Below are 19,683 nucleotides of genomic sequence, written 5' to 3' on the forward strand. Positions count from 1 at the left end.
AAATGTCTTTGCCGAAACTGCAATGTGCTCATGAGTGAGCACGAGACGGATCGGAATGAGCGGGACGCCGACACCGACACCGACGAGGTGCTGGCGGGAGTCGGCCCCCGGCTGCGAAGGATCCGGAAGGAGCGGGGTGCGACGCTCGCCGGGCTGTCGGAGGTGACCGGTATCTCGGTGAGCACCCTGTCCCGGCTGGAGTCCGGGCTGCGCAAGCCCAGCCTGGAACTGCTGCTGCCGATCGCCCGGGCTCACGAGGTGGCTCTGGACGAGCTCGTGGGGGCTCCGCCGGTGCGGGACCCGCGGGTTCGGTCCCAGCCGATCGAGCGGCACGGGCGCACTTACTGGCCGCTCACCCGCCAGCCCGGCGGACTTCAGGCGTTCAAGGTGCTCGTACCGCAGGGGAACGAGGAGCCGGAACCCCGTGTCCACGAGGGGTATGAATGGCTCTACGTCCTCTCCGGGCGGCTGCGGTTCGTGCTGGGTGAGCATGACGTGGTGTTCACGGCGGGGGAGGCCGCCGAGTTCGACACGCGCGTGCCGCACTGGTTCGGGTCGACGGGGGAGGGGCCGGTGGAGTTCCTCAGCCTGTTCGGGCCACAGGGGGAGCGGATGCATGTACGGGCGCGGCCGAAGCGGTCTTGATGTGCGTGACGCTGGCCTGATCGGCAAGCGACCGCTTAGTATGCGGACCAGTACCGCTCAGACTACGCAGTCCTGTGGAGGCCCCCGCATGCAGGCATGGCAAGTGCACCAGAACGGTGAGCCGGGCGAGGTGATGCGGCTCGAGGAGGTGGAGCGGCCGGTGCCCGGCGAGGGGCAGGTGCTGATCAAGGTGCGTGCCGCGAACATCAACTTCCCGGATGCTCTGCTGTGCCGCGGGCAGTACCAGGTCAGGCCGCCGCTGCCGTTCACGCCCGGCGTGGAGATCTGCGGTGAGACCGAGGACGGGCGGCGGGTCATCGGCAATCCCGCCCTGCCGTACGGCGGCTTCGCCGAGTACGCGATCGTGGACGCCGCGGCCGTACTGCCCGCCCCCGAGGCGCTCGACGACGCCGAGGCCGCGGCGCTGCACATCGGCTACCAGACGGGATGGTTCGGTCTGCACCGCCGGGCAGGTCTTGAGGCCGGCGAGACGCTGCTCGTCCACGCTGCCGCAGGAGGGGTCGGCAGCGCGGCCGTACAGCTCGGCAAGGCCGCGGGCGCCACGGTCATCGGGGTCGTCGGAGGGTCCGACAAGGCGGACGTGGCACGGGAGTTGGGGTGCGACGTCGTCATCGACCGGCGTGCCGAGGACGTCGTCGGCGCCGTGAAGGAGGCGACCGGCGGCCGGGGCGCGGACGTGATCTACGACCCGGTCGGCGGCGAGGCGTACGCGCAGTCCGCCAAGGTCGTCGCCTTCGAAGGGCGAATCGTGGTGGTCGGCTTCGCGAGCGGGTCCATTCCCAGTCCGGCCCTGAACCACGCCCTGGTGAAGAACTACTCGATCATGGGCCTGCACTGGGGCCTCTACAACACCAAGAACCCCAAGCTCGTCCAGCGCTGCCACGAGCAGCTCACCGAACTGGCCGCCCGGGGCGCGATCAAGCCGCTGGTCAGCGAGCGCGTGGCGATGGGCGGTGCGGCCGCCGCCGTGCAGCGGGTCGCCGATGGGGTCACCACCGGGCGCGTCGCCGTCATCCCTGGTCACACTGAAGGAGGAGCGGCATGACCGACGCCACCGAACTGCGGGATCGTACGCAGGAACTGCTGGCCGCCCACCCTCCCGCCACCACCGACCGCCTCGACTTCCTCAAGGCCCGCTTCGACGCCGGACTCGCCTGGGTGCACTACCCGGAAGGCCTCGGCGGACTCGGCGCGCCCCGCTCTCTCCAGGCCGTCGTGGACGCCGAGTTGGAGGCCGCGGGCGCTCCCGACAACGACCCGCGGCGTATCGGTATCGGCCTCGGCATGGCGGCGCCCACGATTCTCGGTTTCGGTACGGAGGAGCAGAAGCGCCGTTTCCTCAGGCCTCTTTGGGTGGGGGAGGAGGTCTGGTGCCAGCTGTTCAGCGAACCGGGTGCGGGGTCCGACCTCGCCGCGCTCGGCACGCGGGCCGTACGGGACGATGGGGGTACCTCCCGCTCGAGCGAAGCCGAGAGTGGGGGAAGCTGGGTCGTCAACGGGCAGAAGGTGTGGACGTCCAGCGCCCATGTCGCCCGGTGGGCCATCCTCATCGCCCGTACCGACCCGGATGTGCCCAAGCACCGCGGGATCACCTACTTCATCCTCGACATGACCGACCCAGGCGTCGAGGTGCGGCCGCTGCGCCAGATCACCGGCGAGGCCGAGTTCAACGAGGTGTTCCTCACCGACGTCCGCATCCCCGACAGCCACCGACTCGGGGAGATCGGCGACGGCTGGCGGGTCGCGCAGACGACGCTGATGAATGAGCGCGTGTCCATCGGCGGTATGCGCATCCCGCGCGAGGGCGGCATGATCGGCCCGATCGCGAAGACCTGGCGTGAGCGCCCCGAACTGCGCACCCACGACCTCCACCAGCGGCTCCTCACCCTGTGGGTGGAGGCCGAGGTCGCCCGTCTCACCGGCGAACGGCTGCGCCAGCAGCTCGTCGCGGGCCAGCCCGGCCCCGAGGGCTCCGGGCTGAAGCTCGCGTTCGCCCGTCTCAACCAGGAGATCAGCGGCCTGGAGGTCGAACTCCTCGGCGAGGAAGGCCTGTTGTACGACGACTGGACGATGCGGCGGCCCGAACTCGTCGACTTCACCGGGCGCGAGGCCGGATACCGCTACCTCCGTTCCAAGGGCAACAGCATCGAGGGCGGGACCAACGAGGTCCTGCTGAACATCGTCGCAGAGCGCGTCCTGGGCCTGCCCGCCGAGCCGCGCACCGACAAGGACGTCGCCTGGAAGGACCTCGCGCGATGACGGATCTGCTGTACTCGGAGGAGGAAGAGGCGCTGCGCGCGGCGGTACGCGACCTCCTCGCCGACCACTGCGACCCGGCGGACGTGCTCGCCCGCGCGGAGTCCGGCACGCCGTACGACCCCGAGCTGTGGAAGGCCCTCGCCGACAGCATGGGCCTTGCCGGCCTCCTGGTCCCCGAGGCGCTGGGAGGCCAGGGCGCCACGCACCGCGAAGTCGCCGTGGTGCTGGAGGAGTTGGGCCGCGCGGTCGCTCCCGCGCCCTATCTGACGAGTGCGGTAGTTGCCACGGAGGCGCTGCTCGCCTGCGAGGCCGACGACCTCCTCGGCGAGCTGGCGTCCGGGCGGAGAATCGGCGCCCTCGCCGTTGCGCTGAACGTCGCTCCCGGCGCCGCCTATCGGCTCGTACGGCATGAGAACGGCGCCCTGCACGGGGAGTTGACCGGCATCGCGGACGCGGCCGTCGCCGACGTACTGTTCGTGCCCGCGGACGACGGCGGCCTGTACGTGGTGGAGGCCGACGCCGTGACCGTCCGCCCTCAGGTGTCCCTGGACCTGACCCGGCCGGTGGCGACGGTGGTACTGGACGGCGCGGCCGGCCGGCTGCTGGGGGATGCCGAACCCGCCGTACGACGCGGTCTGCGGGCCGGAGCCGGGCTGCTCGCCTCCGAGCAACTGGGCCTCGCCGACTGGTGTTTGACCGAGACGGTCCGCTATCTGAAGGACCGTAAGCAGTTCAACCGGCCCGTCGGCGGCTTCCAGGCCCTCAAGCACCGGCTCGCCCAGCTGTGGCTGGAGGTCGTCAACACGCGTGCCGCGGTTCGCAACGCCGCCGACGCGCTGGCCACCGGGAGCACGGACGCGGATCTGGCGGTCGCGCTCGCCCAGGCGTACGCGGCACCCGTCGCGGTCCATGCCGCCGAGGAGGCGGTGCAGTTGCACGGCGGCATCGGCATGACGTGGGAGCACCCCGTGCACCTCTACCTGAAGCGGTCCAAGGCCGACTCGATCGCGTACGGAACGGCCGGCCGCCATCGCGAGGCGCTGGCTGAACTGGTTGACCTGCCAGCACCCTGACGTACACCTGTCTTACACCCGTGAGAAGCCCGTCCCACCTGGGGCGGGCTTTTTTGTGTGCTCTGCACGGAGGAAGTAAACGCGCAGCGGCAGTCCGGCCAACTCCCCGCACGCCACTGCTCTTTGGCCCCACCAGGACCGCATACTCGCTGAGGTTGCACAGATGGCAGACCCTCAGGGAGGCAGAGCATGGCCCTCACCACCCGTCGCAGAGCGCTCACCACCTTCGCCGCCGCCCTCGCCGGCTCGGTCGCCGTGCCCGCGTACGCGCAGGCGAGTGAGCGGAAGCACGGACCGCGCCCGCTGTGGCGTGCCCACGCGCACAACGACTACCTGCACCCCAGGCCCCTGTTCGACGCCCTGGGCCACCGGTTCGGCAGCCTTGAGGCCGATATCTTCCTCGTCGGCGATCAGCTTCTGGTGGCCCACGACGCGGTCGATCTCGACCCGGCCCGCACTCTCGAGTCGCTGTACCTCGAGCCGCTCGCCCGCCGTGTGAAGGCCAACCACGGCTCGGTGTACCGGGGTTACCGCAAGCCGATCCAGCTCCTGATCGACCTCAAGACCGAGGGCTCCTCGACGTACCTCGAACGCGACCGCCATCTGCGCCGCTACAAGCACCTGTTCACGACGTACGCGTACGGGCGGGTCTTCCCCGGCCCGGTCACCGCCGTGATCTCCGGCGACCGTGCGGCCCGTATACCGATGGAGGCCCAAAGGGTGCGGCGCGCCTTCTACGACGGCCGTCTCGCCGACCTCGGCGGCCCGGCGCCCGCCTCCTTCATCCCGCTGATCAGCGACAACTGGAACCTCAACTTCACCTGGCAGGGCACCGGTCCCTTCCCCGAAGCCGAGCGCCAGAAGCTGCGGAGCATCATCGCCACGGCCCACCAGCGCCGCCAGAAGGTCCGCTTCTGGGCCACGCCCGACCTGGCGGGCCCGCCCCGCGACGCGCTCTGGGGCGAACTCCTCGCGGCCGACGTCGACTACATCAACACCGATGACCTCGCGGGACTTGAGAAGTTCCTGGACGCCAACAGGCGGGCCTAGCCCAGCGCTTGCACAAGCAGTCAACACACGATCGGCGGACACGTCAGCCGCCTGGACGAACCTCCCGCTACGCCACACTTGCGGCCGAAAGCCGCGATGTGGGCGTGGCGGAGGAGGTTGACGATGGCCATTTCCATCTCTGTGGTGCTGCTGCTCTTCGTGCTGGCGGTGATCTTCATGCGCACCGGTGCGCTGAAGATCCCGCACGCTCTGGTCTGCATCCTGCTCGGTTTCTATCTCGCGAGCACGAGCATGGCGCCGACCATCCACGATGGCATCTCGGCGACAACGGACATGGTCAGCAGCCTGAGGCCCTGAGCCCTTGAGCCCTGAGGCCCCGGCAGGGCTTGCAGCCGCCTACCGCAGGGAGAACACGCCGATCCCGTTCGGCACCGGGCGCTCGGCTCCGGCGCTGGGATGGTTGCGTACGCTCACCGCGGCCGCACCGGGCTCCCGGGCGACCAGCGTCGAGGACCCGCCGCCGTCCAGACTGAAGGCGTCGATCGAGCCCAACTGCCGCATGACGGCGGCCACTTCGGCGATGGTGAGACCGGTACGGAACTCCGGCGCACCGTCCAGCGCGAGCAGCGTCAGGCGTTTGCCGCCATCCGAGATGCCCGCCGCGGTACGCACCGCCGCGGTCGCGTTGTCGAGACCGGCGAGCGGCTGACCACCCCTCAGGACCGGGTAGCCGCCCACCACGAACCGGTACGGAATCCTGGACGCGGCCGCGACGAGGCGATGTGTCACCGCGACCCGTTCGCCCAGCGACAGCTTCCGCAACTGCTGGGCTCCCGCCTCCCGGCCGACCAGGACCGTCGTGCCGGCCGCGATGGGACCGCTGCCGGGCATGTCGGCATGGGACACGACGCGGCCGTCCTTGACCGTCACCTCATGGGTGTCCGCACTGCAGGGCGCCGCCCGTTCGGTGTCGGTGCCGCAGGTGGCCCGCACCCGGGAGACACGGCCCCAGTCCGAGGTGAACGCGCCGACGGAACCGACCGGCAGGGCGTACTGGTTGAGCCCGCCGAGCGGCAGCCGTGCCCCACTCGTACGGACCGAACCGTCCAGAGCCATGCTGTCGAGGCGGGCCCGCCCGTCGATGCCCACGCCCAGCACGTCCTTCGTGCTCGTACCAGGCGGGAGAGCGGGACCGAACCGCTGACCGTCCGGAACCGCCGCCTTGAGTGTCCGCCCGCTCGCGATCGCCGGGCCGACGGACGCGCCCGTCGCCTCGACACCCGGATGCTGGGTCTCGGTGATGTTGAAGAAGTCGCCGTTGACACCCGCGACGGCGCCGCGCGCGTCGGCCAGTTGAGAGATGGGGGCGCGGGCCGCCACCGCGCCGGGGTACATGAGGTCGACACCCACTCGGGGATCGCGGAGATCGACGCTCAGCACATGTGCGTGAGCCGGCCCCTTGGCTGCTGGAATGTCGAATTCCGAGTACGTCACGCCCGGCGCGATCGCGACCCGGGCCACCGAGGGCGTGGCGCCCTCGACGCCGCCGGCCGGTGCTGCCCCCACCAGGGCGGCACCGGCCAGCACACTCCATACCGCGAGAACCGTCAGTACGGTTCTGTACCGTCCACGTTCCATACCGCCCCCTGATGTCTCTGTCGTCTCCTCAGAAAGCCGAGGACACGGCGGAGTTCACCACAAGGCGGTTGACGTGACGATGCTACGTACCGACCAGACGCGAACGGATCAGAAAACGCACCCCTTCGGGCGCCTCCAGCGAGAAGCCGCTGCCCCGCCCCTCCACCACGTCGACGATCAGCCGGGTGTGACTCCACACCTCGTACTGGCTCTTTGACATCCAGAACGACACAGGCTCGTCGACGCCGTCCACGGTGAGCGAGGCCAGCAGCACATCGGAGTCACCGGTCCGGAACTCGCCCTCCGGGTAACACATGGGCGCACTGCCGTCGCAGCAGCCACCGGACTGATGGAACATCAGCGGGCCATGAGCGGCACGGAGGCGTCGCAGCAGCTGGGCAGCGGCGGGCGTCAACTCCACACGCGCGGCGGGTGAGTTCACCGTGCATCACTCCTCAGCGCTTGCCGGTGCGGGGGCGGTGACTGAAGTCAACCACCGGTCCCGTTGCAAGAAGGTTGCACGCGGAGAAGTGACGTACGGGGGAGTGGCCGTTCTCTCGGACCGGCGTAGTCAGGGCAGTTGGAGCAGGGTCATCCAGTACTCGTCCACCGCGGGCAGCCGCTGTTCGGCGAGACCGGCCAGCATCTCCTGGTACGCGGAGGGCAGCTCCTCGTGCAGCCGCGGCGGCAGGCTGGTGAGCCGGTGGGAGGCGAGGACACTGGACCCCGGCCGCCAGTCGGCGAGTTCGGCCGGGTCCGCGCAGGCCCAGCGCATCCGGGCCTCGACCTTGCTCAGCGCGTCATGCTCGTCCTGGGCGCCGACGATGCCGGGCCCGGCGGTGTCCAGGGCCAGCAGCGAACCGGGGAACCGGTCGGCGATCAGGTCCACGACATGCCGTACGTCCCGCTCGTCCAGGAACGGCAGCATGGCTTCGGCCGCGAAGAAGTACGGGCCCGTGGACCCGGCGGTAACGGTATTGGCCCACGTGGCGTCGGTGACCGAGGCGGCGATCATCGTCCGGCGCGGGGTGTCCGTGAAGAGGGTGCGGCGCAGTTCGATCACGTCGGGCAGATCGAGGTCGAACCAGCGGGCTTTGTCGTTGTCGACTCGTTCGTAGCGGGTGTTGAGGCCGACGCCGAGCTCCACCACCGTGCCGGTGGGGTTTTCGGCGAGGAAGTCCGTCACCCATCGGTCGAAGAGGGAGGTGCGCAGTACGGTGCCGACCAGGCTGGGCAGGTTCTCGAAGCGCGTGAAGTCGTAGTCGATCGACGCGACGATCTCCTCGGCCCGCGCGTCCCGCAGGGCCACTTCCTTTTTGCGGTTCTCCACCGCCCGGCCGTACAGCGGGATCAGCAGGGTCTCCTGGACCGTGCCCAGGCGTACATCACGCTCGGTCATGCCAACCTCCCAGATCACTGTCCGAACCGGGCCGGGCGGCGCCGTGGCCGACCACCGCCCGACCCGGAATCTTCAGGCTCCTGCTACGAGTTCAGAGTGCTCGTGCTCGTGCTCGCAGGCATCGTCGATGCCGTACGTGTCCCAGGCGGGGAACGGATCGACGGGCGGCGTACTCTCGCCGTCCCTCATCAGGCAGTCGGCCAGCGCCGCCCGCAGCGCCTCGGCGCGCAGCCCGGTGCCGATGAACACCAGCTCCTGACCGGAGGGGCTCTCCGCGCCGAGGGCACCGGAGGGCTCGAAGCGGGCGACGGAGCCGGCCTGCGACCACAGGCCCGTCACCTGCGGGCGGCTCGCCAGCCAGAAGAAGCCCTTGGACCGCAGGACCTGCCCGAAGGCCCCGCTGTCCAGCTCCTCGGTGACGAAGGTCCACAACCGCCCCGGATGGAACGGCACTTGGGAGCGGAAGACCGTGGAGGAGATGCCGTACTCCTCGGTCTCCGGGACATGGTCGCCGTTCAGCTCCATGACCCAGCCCGGCGCCTGCTGGGCGCGATCGAGGTCGAACAGCCCGGTGCCGAGCACCTCGCCGACGTTCACCCGGCCGTGCGCGACGGGAACGATCCTCGCCAGGGGGTTGAGGCGGGTGAGGGCCGCGCGGAGCCGGGCCGCGCTCTCGTCGTCGACCAGGTCGAGCTTGTTCAGCACGATGACGTCGGCGAACTCGATCTGGTCCGTCAGCAGATCGCTGACGGTGCGTTCGTCGTTCTCGTACTGGTCGAGGCCCCGCTCGGCGAGCTCGTCGCCGTTCGCCAGCTCCGGCAGGAAATTGGCGGCGTCGACGACCGTGACCATGGTGTCGAGCCGGGCCAGATCGCCGAGTACGGCTCCGTCGTCGCGGGCGAAGGCGAAGGTGGCGGCGACCGGCATCGGCTCGGAGATGCCGCTGGACTCGATGAGGAGATAGTCGAAGCGGCCTTCGCGGGCCAGCCGGTCGACCTCCTCCAGCAGATCGTCGCGCAGCGTGCAGCAGATGCAGCCGTTGGTCAGCTCGACCAGACGTTCCTCGGTGCGCGAGAGGGCGGCCTCGCCGCCGCGCACGAGGGCGGCGTCGATGTTGATCTCGCTCATGTCGTTGACGATGACCGCGACGCGCAGTCCCTCACGGTTGCCGAGGACATGGTTGAGCAGGGTGGTCTTGCCCGCGCCGAGAAATCCGGACAGCACGGTCACGGGCAGCCGGTCGTCGGCCATGCCGCGGAGATCCATCAGAAGCGCCTTAGTCCTCGGGGTGCAGCAGACCGCGTTCGTACGCCTTCACCAGCCGCTGCGGCACGTGGTGGACGGTCCCCTCGATCGTGACCGGCACGAGCTGTGGGGTGCTGGCCTTCCACTGGGCGCGACGGTGACGGGTGTTGCTGCGGGACATCTTCCGCTTGGGAACGGCCATGGGGTCCTCCTTGGTGAGCGAGCGACCCAGACGCTACATGAAAATGGATCCCATTACGAAATGTTCCGCCAGGAAGGGCGGGCGGGCGCAGTGAAAGGGCGCCTCAGCCCGAGACGAGGCGGAGGATCGCGGTGTTGCCGGGGCCCGGCAGCATTTGCAGCGCGACCGTGCCGGCCTCCTTCTCGGGCCGCCCCGCGGCCCCTCCGCACCGGGTGCCGTTGCCGTTCTCGTAGAAGTAGGTGATGCAGCCGCTGCCCTTGCCGCTCGCCGAACCGCGGGCCGAGCCGCCGTTCTTGCTGGTGCCGTGGGTCACCTTGTAGCCGACCTCGTACTCGCCGACCTTGGTCACGGACAGCTTGGCGGGACCGTCCGGGATCTTGATGTCGAACGTCACCGGCTTGGACACCGCGATCTCGCAGTTGCCGTCGGCACACGCGCCCGTGTCGGTGCCGTCCGCCGCCGTCACCGTCGGGGACGGAGACGGAGACGGCTTCTTCGGGGAGCTGTCGGCGGGGGAGGCCTCGGACTCGGTGCGGCTCGCCCCCGCGGCTGCATCACCGGACTCCTCACCGGAGCCGCCACCACAACCGGCCACGGTCAGCAGGGCGAGCGTCGCCAGCAGCGCAGAGCCCGCCAGCCGTCCCGTACGTCCTGCTGTGGTCAGCCTCGTCATGGTGTCCCCATCCCTTTCGCGTCTCGTCCGAGAGCAGGCGGCGAGTCTATTGAGGGGCCACGGGGAGGGGTCCCGAACGGCCGCTCGGGCGACCAGTATTGGGGCCGTTTGTTCCTTTCCCTTACTCCGGGTGGTATGTCTGTGCCGCTGTGGCTCGGGTGCCTGAGCGATGGTGCCCGCGAGTGATCTGGGTCACGTCAGCTTTCTGTCAGGGGACTGTCCGGAAGGTGTCAGTTCGGTCCGCTTCCATGTGGGCATCGAGGTCTGCGGCCACCGTGTCCCGGGTCTTCGATCCGATCCCTTCGGAGCCCCCACCACCGAGGAGAGACATGGCCGACACCGCGACCGGCTGTCCCGTGCAGGCGAGCGGGCCGCTTCCCGAGTATCCGATGGCCCGGGCCGCGGAATGCCCGCTGGCGCCTCCTCCCGCCGTGGAGCCACTGCGGGCGGAGAAGGGGATCAGCAAGGTACGGATCTGGAACGGCGGCACGCCCTGGCTGGTGACCCGGCACGCCGACCAGCGTGCCCTGATGACCGACCCCCGAGTCAGCAACGACGACTGTCAGCCTGGCTTCCCGCACGTCAGCGCGCACCGGGCGCAGATTGCGCCGTACACCCCGAAGCTGATCACGAACACCGACGCTCCGGAGCACACGCGGCTGCGCCGCTCGGTCAACGGGCCGTTCGTCGTCAGGCGGATCAGGGCCATGCGGCCCGCCATCCAGAAGATGGTCGACGGCATGATCGACGACATGCTGGCCGGGCCGAACCCGGTCGACCTGCTCACCGCGCTCGCACTGCCGGTGCCGTCGCTGGTCATCGCCGAACTGCTCGGAGTTCCGTACCAGGACCACGCGTTCTTCCAGCGCAACGCCGGCCTTGTCCTCGACGGCTCTCTCTCGGCCGAGGAGGCGATGGCGGCGAGCCGCGAGCTGGGCCAGTATCTGGACACCCTGTTCCGGGAGAAGCTCGAGATTCCGGGCGACGACGTGCTCTCCGAGATGGCCGACCGGGTGAAGGCCGACGAGATGGCCCACGACGAGGCCGTCAACATGGGCGTCGCCATGCTCATCGCGGGCCACGAGACCACCGCGACGATGATCAGCCTCGGCACGCTCGCCCTGCTGCAGAGCCCCGACCAACTCGCCGTGCTGCGCGAGACGGACGACCCCAAGGTGATCGCGAACGCGGTGGAGGAACTGCTGCGCTACCTGAGCATCGTCCAGACGGGCGTGCGCCGGGTCGCCAAGGAGGACATCGAGATCGGCGGCGTGGTGATCCGCGCCGGGGACGGCATCATCTTCGATCTGCACGCCGCGAACTGGGACCCGGAGGCGTTCCCCGAAAGTGAGCGACTGGATCTGAGCCGCCCAGCCCGTCAGCACCAGGGATTCGGCTACGGCCCCCACCAGTGCCTGGGCCAGAACCTCGCCCGCCTGGAGCTCCAGGTCGTCTACGGCACCCTCTACCGCCGTATCCCCACCCTCCAACTGGCCACGAACATCGATCAGTTGGAGTTCGACCACACGGGCACCACCTATGGCGTCCACGCCCTGCCCGTCACCTGGTGACCCGCCCCGCACCGCCGTACCGCTGTATCGCCGTACCGCAGAAGGAAGCAACCATGCGTGTGGAACTGGACGAGCCGAAATGCGTGGCGTCGGGGCAGTGCGTGATGGCTTCGCCGGATGTGTTCGACCAGAGGGACGAGGATGGCGTCGCCGTCGTGTTGGCCGAGACGCCTGATGACGACCTCCTGGGCGAGGTGCGCGAGGCTGTGGCGATCTGCCCGGCGGCGGCCATTCGGCTGGTGGAGGAGTGAGGCAGTTCCTGGCCGCAACAGACGGTCGGATATCGGCCAACGGCCCACCGTACAACGGTAATTGCACACGGATAGCACGGATAGCACGGACAGCAGAGAGGACCCGGATGACCACCCCCCACGAACCGTCCGCCGCCACCCCCTTAACCTCCGAGGAACTGACCCCGGAGGAGCTGGGTTTCGACCCGGACGCCCTCCGCGAGAAGTACCGGGCCGAGCGCGACCGTCGGATCCGCCCCGACGGCAACCGGCAGTACAAGCCGCTCGTCGGCGAGTTCGCCTCGTACGCCGACGATCCGTACACCCGGTTCGTGCCGCGTGAGCCGCTGCACGACCGGGTCGAGGCGCTGGTCGTCGGCGGCGGGTTCGGCGGGCTGCTGGCCGGTGCGCGGCTGCGGCAGGCCGGCGTGCGGGAGATCCGGGTCGTCGAGCAGGCCGGGGACTTCGGCGGTACCTGGTACTGGAACCGGTATCCCGGCATCCACTGCGACATCGAGTCGTACGTCTACATGCCGTTGCTCGAGGAGCTCGGCTACGTCCCGAAGTGGAAGTACGCGCCGGGCGAGGAGATCCGGCAGCACGCTCAGGCCATCGGGAAGCACTTCGACCTCTACGACGACGCCTGCTTCCAGACCCAGGTGACCGAACTGCGCTGGGACGAGGAAGAGTTGGAGTGGATCGTCGCCACCGACCGCGGCGACCGCATGCGGGCGAGATACGTGGTCGTGTCCAGCGGAACGCTCAGCCAGGCCAAGCTCCCCGGCATCCCCGGCATCGAGACGTTCCGGGGGCACGCCTTCCACACCAGCCGCTGGGACTACGAGTACACCGGCGGCGACGCGAACGGGAACCTGCACAAGCTGGCCGACAAGCGGGTGGCGGTCATCGGCACCGGCGCCACCGCGATCCAGATCGTGCCGCATCTGGGACGCGACGCACGGCACCTGTACCTGTTCCAGCGCACCCCGTCCTCGGTGGACGTACGCGGTCAGCGCCCCACGGATCCGCAGTGGGCCAAGTCGCTCACTCCCGGCTGGCAGAAACGCCGCAGGGAGAACTTCCTCCGGCTCGTCACCGGCGGTCAGGCGGACGAGGACCTGGTCGACGACGGCTGGACCTCCACCGCGCGGCTGCAGCAAAAGCTCATCCCGAGCAACAGCTACGCGGACGTCTCTCCCGAGGAGCGGGAACGGCTGTACGAGCTCGCCGACTTCCAGAAGATGAACGAGATCCGTGCCCGCGTCGACGCGATCGTGGACGACCCGGCCACGGCCGAACTCCTCAAGCCCTGGTACCGCTATATGTGCAAGCGGCCGACCTTCAGCGACAACTACCTCGACACGTTCAACCGGCCCAATGTGACCCTGGTGGACACGGCCGACCATGGCGGGGTCGAGCGCATCACCGAGGACGCGATCGTGGTCGGCGGGAACGAGTACGAGGTCGACTGCATCATCTTCGCGACCGGTTTCCAGGTCGGTATCTCGGGGATCCTTTCCGGACTCGTCCCGGTGCACGGCCGTGGCGGTGCCGGCCTCCTGGAGACCTGGATGACGGAGGGTCTGAAGACGCTGCACGGCTTCTACAGTCATGGCTTTCCGAACCTCTTCCAGCTCGGCCCGGTGCAGAACGCCAGCGCCGTCAATTACGTGCACATCCTGGACGAGCAGGCCACCCATGTGGCCGCGGTCGTCGGCGAGGCCCGCAAGCGGCGGGCGCGCTATATCGAGCCCAGTGCAGAGGCGGAGGCCGCCTGGGTGGCCACGATCCGGGAGAAGGCCGCCGACCTGTACGCCTTCCAGGCCGAGTGCACGCCCGGCTACTACAACAACGAGGGCAGGCCGAGGGAGCGCAGCGAGTCGTACGGCGACGGGCCGGTCGCCTTCCACGAACTGCTCCGGCGCTGGCGCGAGAACGGCGGTATGCGCGATGTCCTCGTCGAAGCCGAATGAATCGGGCCTGAGGACAGGGGAGTGGGAGTGAGCATGCAGCCCAGCCGCTACGACGACACCGGCCGCCGGTCCGCCACCAGCAGCCGGTGGGACATGAGACGGCTCAACCGGCCGAGCCGGCTGTGGGGTTCGAACGGGGTGACCTTCGGCCCCGACGGGCGGCTGTACGTCGCGCAGTTCATCGCCGGGCAGATCAGCGCCGTGGACCCTGCCACGGGGGATGTCGACGTGGTCGTGCCGCTCGACGGTCCGGTCCAGGCGCCGGACGACCTGGCCTTCGGAGCGGACGGTTCGATGTACATCGCGGATCTGACGCCGGGCCGGGTGTGGCGTCGCAGTCCCGAGGGCGAGTACACCCTGGTCTCCGACGAGGTGAAGGTGCCCAACGGCATCACCTGCGTCGGCGACCGCCTCTTCGTCAACGAGATGAAGATGGACGGCCGCCTGCTGGAGCTGTTCCCAGACGGCGGCGACCCGGTGGTGCTCACCGACGGGCTGGTCTTCGGCAACGCGATGCAACTAGGCCCGGACGGTCACCTCTATTACCCGCACATGCTCACCAACGAGGTCTGGCGGATACCTCCCGACGGCGGCGCCCCGGAGCGGGTCGCGGAGGACGTGCACGAGCCCGTCGCGGTGCGCTTCGACCAGGGCGGGGTGCTGACGGTGCTGTCCCGCGGCGAGGCCGGCATCGTGACCCGTATCGACCTCTTCGGCAGTGGCGACACGTCGATCGTCACCAGCGGTGTCGTCGGCCTGGACAACGCGGCCTTCGACGCCGAGAACCGCATGTTCGTCTCCAGCTTCGCCAGCGGCGGTGTCACGGAGATGCACCCCGACGGCCGGATCCGCGAGATCGTGCCCCGCGGACTCGACGGCCCCTACGGTGTGACGATCGACCTCGGCGGCACGGTCTACGCCGCCGACCACTACCGCGTGGCACGCCCGGAGCCCACCGCCGACGGCGAACCGGGCGACGTGACCACACAGGAGCTGCTCGTCTTCACCCATGGCATCACCGCCGCGGACGGGCTCCTGCACCTCACCTCCCAGTACGGCAACGTCGAAACCTACGACCCCGTCGAGAAGACCAGGCGGCTACGGGCGGCCGGGCTGAACCAGCCGCTCGGCATCGCGGTGGGGCCGGACGGTTCGCTCGTGGTCGCGGAGGCGGGCGCCGGCCGAGTCGTACGGATCGACGAGCGGGACGACTCCGTCACCGTGCTCGCGGAAGGGCTCGAGCACCCCGTGGATGTGGCCTTCGACGCGGAGGGGCGCTGCTATGTCAGCGACGACCGGCGTGGGGCGGTTCTCCGGATCAACAACCGGATCGACAAGGGGACAGATGAGGGCGAGGCGGTGGCCGTCGCGGAGGGGCTGGGCGCACCGCAAGGGCTGGCCGTCCTGGGCGCCGAACTGTTCACGGTGGACACCGAGCACCGCAGGCTGCTGGCGATCTCCCTCAGCACGGGCGAGACCAGAGTCGACGCCGAGGACCTGGCGGTCGGCCTGCCTCCGGGGACCGGACCCACCGAACAGCCCGCGCTGTTCGCCCACGGCATGCCCGGCTCGCCCGGCCAGTTCGCCGGTCTCGCCGTCACTCCGGAGGGCTCCCTGCTCCTCTCGGCCAACGGCGAGGGCAGCGTGCTCCGGTTGTCGCCCAGGCCCGCGCCCTGAGGGGGAGTACCGGAGCGCGAGCAACCGGCGGGCGACGGGCGGATTTAGTTGAGTTAGGCAAGAAGCTGGTAAAGTGATCCGTATGTCCACACCAACTCCGGCCCCCACCACCCCCGCCTCCACGGAAGTGATCGAGATCGAGCGGGCGCTCACGCGCATCGCGTATCTCATGGGCCGAACGCGTCAGCACGACCGGCTCATGGCGCTGGCCGGAGTGCCGCTGGACCGCGCCGCCGTGGCACTCCTGCGGCAGATCGGCGACTCCGAACCGATGCGCCCGGGCGAGTTGGCGAACCGGCTGGCCGTGGAGGCCTCCCACGTGACCCGTCAGGTGCAGCAGCTGGAGAAGGGCGGTTACGTCACCCGCGTACCCGACCCCGACGACCGCCGTGCCCAGCGCATCCAGATCACCGAGGCCGGCCGGCAAGCGGTCGATCGCATCCGAGAGATGAGCGCCCGCGGTATGCAGCTGGCCCTGTCCGACTGGTCCCCCGAGGAACTTCAGAAGCTCGCCACGCTCTTCCACCGCATGGTCGACGACTTCCTCTCCTACGCCGCCGAGATCGGCGCGGGCGAGGAAGCGGGACCGGTGGCACGCAAGCCCTGACCTGCGGGCTGGAGTTCCGCGTGTGACAGCCGGTTGAGGGCCGGCGACAGTCGGTTGAGATGCCGGTGGCAGCCGGGTTGTTGGGAAGCCACGAAGCCCTCATTCTGGGGCGTATGGAGCATGTCGCCGCTTCGGCGATCCTTGATGCACAGGGCACCGTGACGGGGTGGAGCGAGGGTGCCCGGAGGCTGACGGGATACGCGGCCGAGGAGGCCGTGGGCCGGACGGCGGGGGAGTTGCTCGCCGAGCACGCGCCGCCCGAACTCGTCGCCGCGCTGACGGGCAGCGTCGTACTGCGGCACCGGGACGGATCCCGGCTCGCGCTTGCCCTGAACGCGAGCCCCCTGCTGGGCGCGGACGGCGCGGCCACCGGATTCGTGGTCACCGCCGAGCCGTCCGACGGGCAGCGGCCCAGCCTCGCGGCGCAGGCCTTCGACCAGGCGTCGATGTCGATGTCGATCTTCGATGCTCGGCAGCACTACCTGCGGCTCAACAACGTGGCCTGCCAGGTGATGGGCGTCCCGGAGGACACCCTCATCGGCCGGTACTACCCGGACACCGTGGAGGACGCCGACCACAGCCGGGGCTTCCTGCAGCATCTGCGCCAGGTCGCCGAGACCGGCGAACCCGTCCAGTACGAGAGCTTCACTCGCGCACCCTCCGGCACCCGCTACCACGCGTGGAACATCGAGATGTGGCCGGTACGGGACCCCTCCGGCGAGCTGATCGGCACCGCCCTGGCGGCGTTCGACAGCAGCGAGCAGCACTGGGCTCGGCAGCGCCTTGCCCTGCTGAACGAGGCCGCGGCCTCCATCGGCACCACCCTGGACGTGGTGCGCACCGCCGAGGAACTCGTCGGGCTCGTCGTCCCGCGCTTCGCCGACTTCGCCACCGTCGACCTGCTCGACTGGGTCCTCGGAGCGGACGAACCGCCGACGACGCAGCACCCCGAGGTCGTGCTGCGCAGGGCCGCCCATCGGTCCGTCACCACAGGCACACCGGAAGCGGCCGTCGAACTGGGCGAGGCGGACACCTATCCGCCGTTCTCGCCGCCCGCGCGAGCACTGCTGGACGGACAGGCGTTGCTGAGCGGGGCCGGCGCGCCGGACTTCGACCGGTGGCTGAGCGGGCACGAGGCGCATGACGCCAAGGACCGTGAGTACGGCGTGCGGGCCCACTCCATGCTGGCGGTGCCATTGCGGGCCCGCGGCACGACACTCGGCGTCGCGGTCTTCGTACGGGCCGCCAACCCGGACGCGTACGCCGGAGACGATGTCGTCCTCTCCGAGGAGCTGGCGAGCCGGGCCGCCGTCTGTGTGGACAACGCCCGCCGCTTCGGCCGTGAGCGGTCGACCGCGCTGGCCCTTCAGCACAGCCTGCTGCCACGGGGGCTGCCCGGGCAGGCGGCCGTGGAGGTGGCCCACCGTTACCTGCCGAGCGGGGCGGTGGCCGGTATCGGCGGCGACTGGTTCGATGTGATCCCGCTGTCCGGCGGCCGGGTCGCCTTGGTCGTCGGGGACGTGGTCGGGCACGGACTTCAGTCGTCCGCGACCATGGGACGGCTGCGTACGGCCGTACGGACGCTCGCCGACGTGGATCTGCCGCCGGACGAACTCCTCACCCACCTCGACGACTTGGTCTCGCACCTGGCGACGGACGAGAGCACCACCGACGATGTCGCGGAGCTGGGAGCGACCTGTCTGTACGCGGTCTACGATCCCGTTTCGCGCCGGCTGACCGTCGCCGGTGCCGGGCATCCGCCGCCCGCCGTCCTGCTGCCCGACAGCACCACGCGGCTCGTCGAGATGACCGCCGGGCCGCCGCTCGGGGTGGGCGGCCTGCCCTTCGAGGCGACCGAACTGGAGCTGCCCGAGGGCTCGTTGATCGCCCTCTACACGGACGGGCTGATCGAGGGACGGGACCGCGACCTCGACGAGGGCACCGCCGAGCTGTGCCGTGCGCTGACCGTGCCGGCAGACTCGCTGGACGCCCTGTGCGACGCGGTGCTGAAGTCCGTACTCCCGCCGCAGCCCGCCGACGACGTGGCCCTGCTGCTGGCCCGCACCCGTGCGCTCGGCGCCGACCAGGTGGCCACCTGGGACATCGAGCCCGACCCCGAAATCGTGGCCGCCACCCGGCGGTACGCCACCGACCAGCTCACCGAATGGGGCCTGGACGAGACAGCCTTCGTCACCGAACTCGTCGTCAGCGAACTGGTCACCAACGCGATCCGCTACGGCGAACCGCCCATCCAGCTGCGCCTGATCCGCGACCGCGCGCTGATCTGCGAGGTCTCCGACGGCAGCTCCACCTCGCCGCATCTGCGCCGGGCGCACGTCTACGACGAGGGCGGCCGCGGTCTGCTGCTCGTCGCCCAGCTCACCCAGCGCTGGGGCAGCCGCCAGACCGTCAACGGCAAGACGATCTGGGCACAGCAGCCGCTGCCGCCGGGGTGACTCGCCCGCGTCGGCCGACAAGGGGCGTGTTGTACTGGCCGCGTGAATTCCCACTGCTGCGCACCCGGCCGGTCCTCCGAAACGGCACCCGCCGCGTCCGAGCCGCAGCCGCCCGTTCCCGTTCCCGGCAGCGGTGCGGCGCCCGGCGGCTCCAGAGTGGCGCTGCCCGGCGGCACGTTCCGTATGGGCGGTGAGGACGCCGACGCCAACCCCGGTGACGGCGAGGGGCCCATCCGCGAAGTGACCGTCGGGCCGTTCGAGATCGACACCCGCTGCGTCACCAACGAACGCTTCGCCGCCTTCGTGGACGCCACGGGCTACCGCACCGACGCCGAGCGGTTCGGCTGGTCGTACGTCTTCGCCAGGTTCCTGCCGGGGGAGTTGCGCAAGGTGTCGCCGCGGCCGGAGGGCACGCCCTGGTGGTGCGGGGTCCAGGGCGCGTACTGGGCGGCGCCCGAAGGGCCCGGCAGCGAACTCGACGGCCGCTGGGATCACCCCGTCGTCCATGTGTCCTGGGGCGACGCCCTCGCGTTCTGCCGGTGGGAGGGCTCCCGGCTGCCGACCGAGGCCGAATGGGAGTACGCGGCCCGCGGCGGCCTCGACCAGAAGCGCTTCCCGTGGGGAGACGAGCTCACGCCGGGCGGCGAACACCGCTGCAACATCTGGCAGGGCCGCTTCCCGTTCCGCAACACCGCCGAGGACGGCTACAAAGGCACCGCCCCCGTCGACGCCTTCCCGCCCAACGGGTTCGGCCTGTTCAACACCTCCGGCAACGTCTGGGAGTGGTGCGCCGACTGGTGGGGCACCGACCACGGCACCGGGCCCCACACCGACCCCACGGGACCGGAGCAGGGCACGGCCCGCGTGATGCGCGGCGGCTCCTACCTGTGCCACGACTCCTACTGCAACCGCTACCGCGTCGCCGCGCGCACCAGCAACACCCCGGACAGCTCGGTGGGCAACCTGGGCTTCCGCTGTGTACGGGACCCGGCGAAGAGCTGAC

19 protein-coding genes are annotated in these 19,683 nt (G+C 70.0%); 13 read left to right on the top strand and 6 right to left on the bottom strand.

Features of this window, described 5'->3' with window-relative positions; genetic code table 11:
• The first annotated feature begins 30 nt into the window (after positions 1-30).
• From OHT21_RS40250 to OHT21_RS40275, 6 genes are all read left to right on the top strand, one after another.
• Positions 31-645, top strand: a complete 615-nt coding sequence (locus OHT21_RS40250) for a helix-turn-helix domain-containing protein (RefSeq protein WP_328773178.1) — start codon at positions 31-33, stop codon at positions 643-645.
• An 88-nt stretch (positions 646-733) separates the two neighbouring features.
• Complete coding sequence (locus OHT21_RS40255) at positions 734-1,711, top strand: NADPH:quinone oxidoreductase family protein (RefSeq protein ID WP_328773179.1); 978 nt, start codon at positions 734-736, stop codon at positions 1,709-1,711.
• Positions 1,708-2,925, top strand: a complete 1,218-nt coding sequence (locus OHT21_RS40260; protein WP_328773180.1) for an acyl-CoA dehydrogenase family protein — start codon at positions 1,708-1,710, stop codon at positions 2,923-2,925. Before OHT21_RS40255 ends, OHT21_RS40260 begins: the two co-directional genes overlap by 4 nt.
• Positions 2,922-3,998, top strand: coding sequence for an acyl-CoA dehydrogenase family protein (locus tag OHT21_RS40265; RefSeq protein ID WP_328773181.1), 1,077 nt, complete (start codon positions 2,922-2,924; stop codon positions 3,996-3,998). The genes OHT21_RS40260 and OHT21_RS40265 overlap by 4 nt, the downstream gene beginning before the upstream one ends.
• Before the next feature lie 189 nt (positions 3,999-4,187).
• Positions 4,188-5,048, top strand: a complete 861-nt coding sequence (locus OHT21_RS40270; RefSeq protein ID WP_328773182.1) for a phosphatidylinositol-specific phospholipase C/glycerophosphodiester phosphodiesterase family protein — start codon at positions 4,188-4,190, stop codon at positions 5,046-5,048.
• A 123-nt stretch (positions 5,049-5,171) separates the two neighbouring features.
• Entirely contained in the window at positions 5,172-5,366 is a 195-nt protein-coding gene (locus tag OHT21_RS40275; protein ID WP_328773183.1) for a hypothetical protein, read from the top strand.
• A gap of 39 nt (positions 5,367-5,405) precedes the next feature.
• Here the strand turns inward: OHT21_RS40275 and OHT21_RS40280 are convergent, their stop codons facing one another.
• The 6 genes from OHT21_RS40280 to OHT21_RS40305 form a co-directional block, all read right to left on the bottom strand.
• Positions 5,406-6,647, bottom strand: a complete 1,242-nt coding sequence (locus OHT21_RS40280) for a phosphodiester glycosidase family protein (protein WP_328773184.1) — start codon at positions 6,645-6,647, stop codon at positions 5,406-5,408.
• 82 nt (positions 6,648-6,729) lie between these two features.
• Positions 6,730-7,089 (bottom strand): DUF779 domain-containing protein, encoded by a 360-nt coding sequence (locus OHT21_RS40285; protein WP_328773185.1) that lies wholly within the window; start codon positions 7,087-7,089, stop codon positions 6,730-6,732.
• Positions 7,090-7,218: 129 nt separating this feature from the next.
• Positions 7,219-8,046: a class I SAM-dependent methyltransferase gene (locus tag OHT21_RS40290; RefSeq protein ID WP_328773186.1), complete on the bottom strand. Its 828-nt coding sequence runs from the start codon at positions 8,044-8,046 to the stop codon at positions 7,219-7,221.
• A 72-nt stretch (positions 8,047-8,118) separates the two neighbouring features.
• Positions 8,119-9,297 carry a GTP-binding protein gene (locus tag OHT21_RS40295; protein ID WP_328774408.1) on the bottom strand — a complete coding sequence of 393 codons (1,179 nt, stop codon included), beginning with the start codon at positions 9,295-9,297 and terminating at the stop codon, positions 8,119-8,121.
• A gap of 25 nt (positions 9,298-9,322) precedes the next feature.
• On the bottom strand, positions 9,323-9,493 hold the full coding sequence (gene rpmF / locus OHT21_RS40300; protein ID WP_328773187.1) for a 50S ribosomal protein L32: 171 nt from the start codon (positions 9,491-9,493) through the stop codon (positions 9,323-9,325).
• A 103-nt stretch (positions 9,494-9,596) separates the two neighbouring features.
• Positions 9,597-10,166, bottom strand: coding sequence for a hypothetical protein (locus OHT21_RS40305; RefSeq protein WP_328773188.1), 570 nt, complete (start codon positions 10,164-10,166; stop codon positions 9,597-9,599).
• A gap of 329 nt (positions 10,167-10,495) precedes the next feature.
• Between OHT21_RS40305 and OHT21_RS40310 the strand changes: the two genes are divergently transcribed.
• The 7 genes from OHT21_RS40310 (at position 10,496) to OHT21_RS40340 (ending at position 19,682) form a co-directional block, all read left to right on the top strand.
• Positions 10,496-11,737 carry a cytochrome P450 gene (locus OHT21_RS40310; protein WP_328773189.1) on the top strand — a complete coding sequence of 414 codons (1,242 nt, stop codon included), beginning with the start codon at positions 10,496-10,498 and terminating at the stop codon, positions 11,735-11,737.
• A 53-nt stretch (positions 11,738-11,790) separates the two neighbouring features.
• Positions 11,791-11,988: a ferredoxin gene (locus OHT21_RS40315; RefSeq protein WP_328773190.1), complete on the top strand. Its 198-nt coding sequence runs from the start codon at positions 11,791-11,793 to the stop codon at positions 11,986-11,988.
• A gap of 107 nt (positions 11,989-12,095) precedes the next feature.
• Positions 12,096-13,940, top strand: a complete 1,845-nt coding sequence (locus tag OHT21_RS40320; protein ID WP_328773191.1) for a flavin-containing monooxygenase — start codon at positions 12,096-12,098, stop codon at positions 13,938-13,940.
• Positions 13,941-13,973: 33 nt separating this feature from the next.
• Positions 13,974-15,617: an SMP-30/gluconolactonase/LRE family protein gene (locus OHT21_RS40325; protein WP_328774409.1), complete on the top strand. Its 1,644-nt coding sequence runs from the start codon at positions 13,974-13,976 to the stop codon at positions 15,615-15,617.
• A gap of 82 nt (positions 15,618-15,699) precedes the next feature.
• Entirely contained in the window at positions 15,700-16,224 is a 525-nt protein-coding gene (locus OHT21_RS40330) for a MarR family winged helix-turn-helix transcriptional regulator (protein WP_328773192.1), read from the top strand.
• Between the two features lie 113 nt (positions 16,225-16,337).
• Positions 16,338-18,680 carry a SpoIIE family protein phosphatase gene (locus tag OHT21_RS40335; RefSeq protein WP_328773193.1) on the top strand — a complete coding sequence of 781 codons (2,343 nt, stop codon included), beginning with the start codon at positions 16,338-16,340 and terminating at the stop codon, positions 18,678-18,680.
• Between the two features lie 42 nt (positions 18,681-18,722).
• On the top strand, positions 18,723-19,682 hold the full coding sequence (locus OHT21_RS40340; RefSeq protein ID WP_443050549.1) for a formylglycine-generating enzyme family protein: 960 nt from the start codon (positions 18,723-18,725) through the stop codon (positions 19,680-19,682).
• The last annotated feature ends 1 nt before the right edge of the window (position 19,683 follow it).

Source organism: Streptomyces sp. NBC_00286 (assembly GCF_036173125.1).
Lineage (GTDB): Bacteria > Actinomycetota > Actinomycetes > Streptomycetales > Streptomycetaceae > Streptomyces.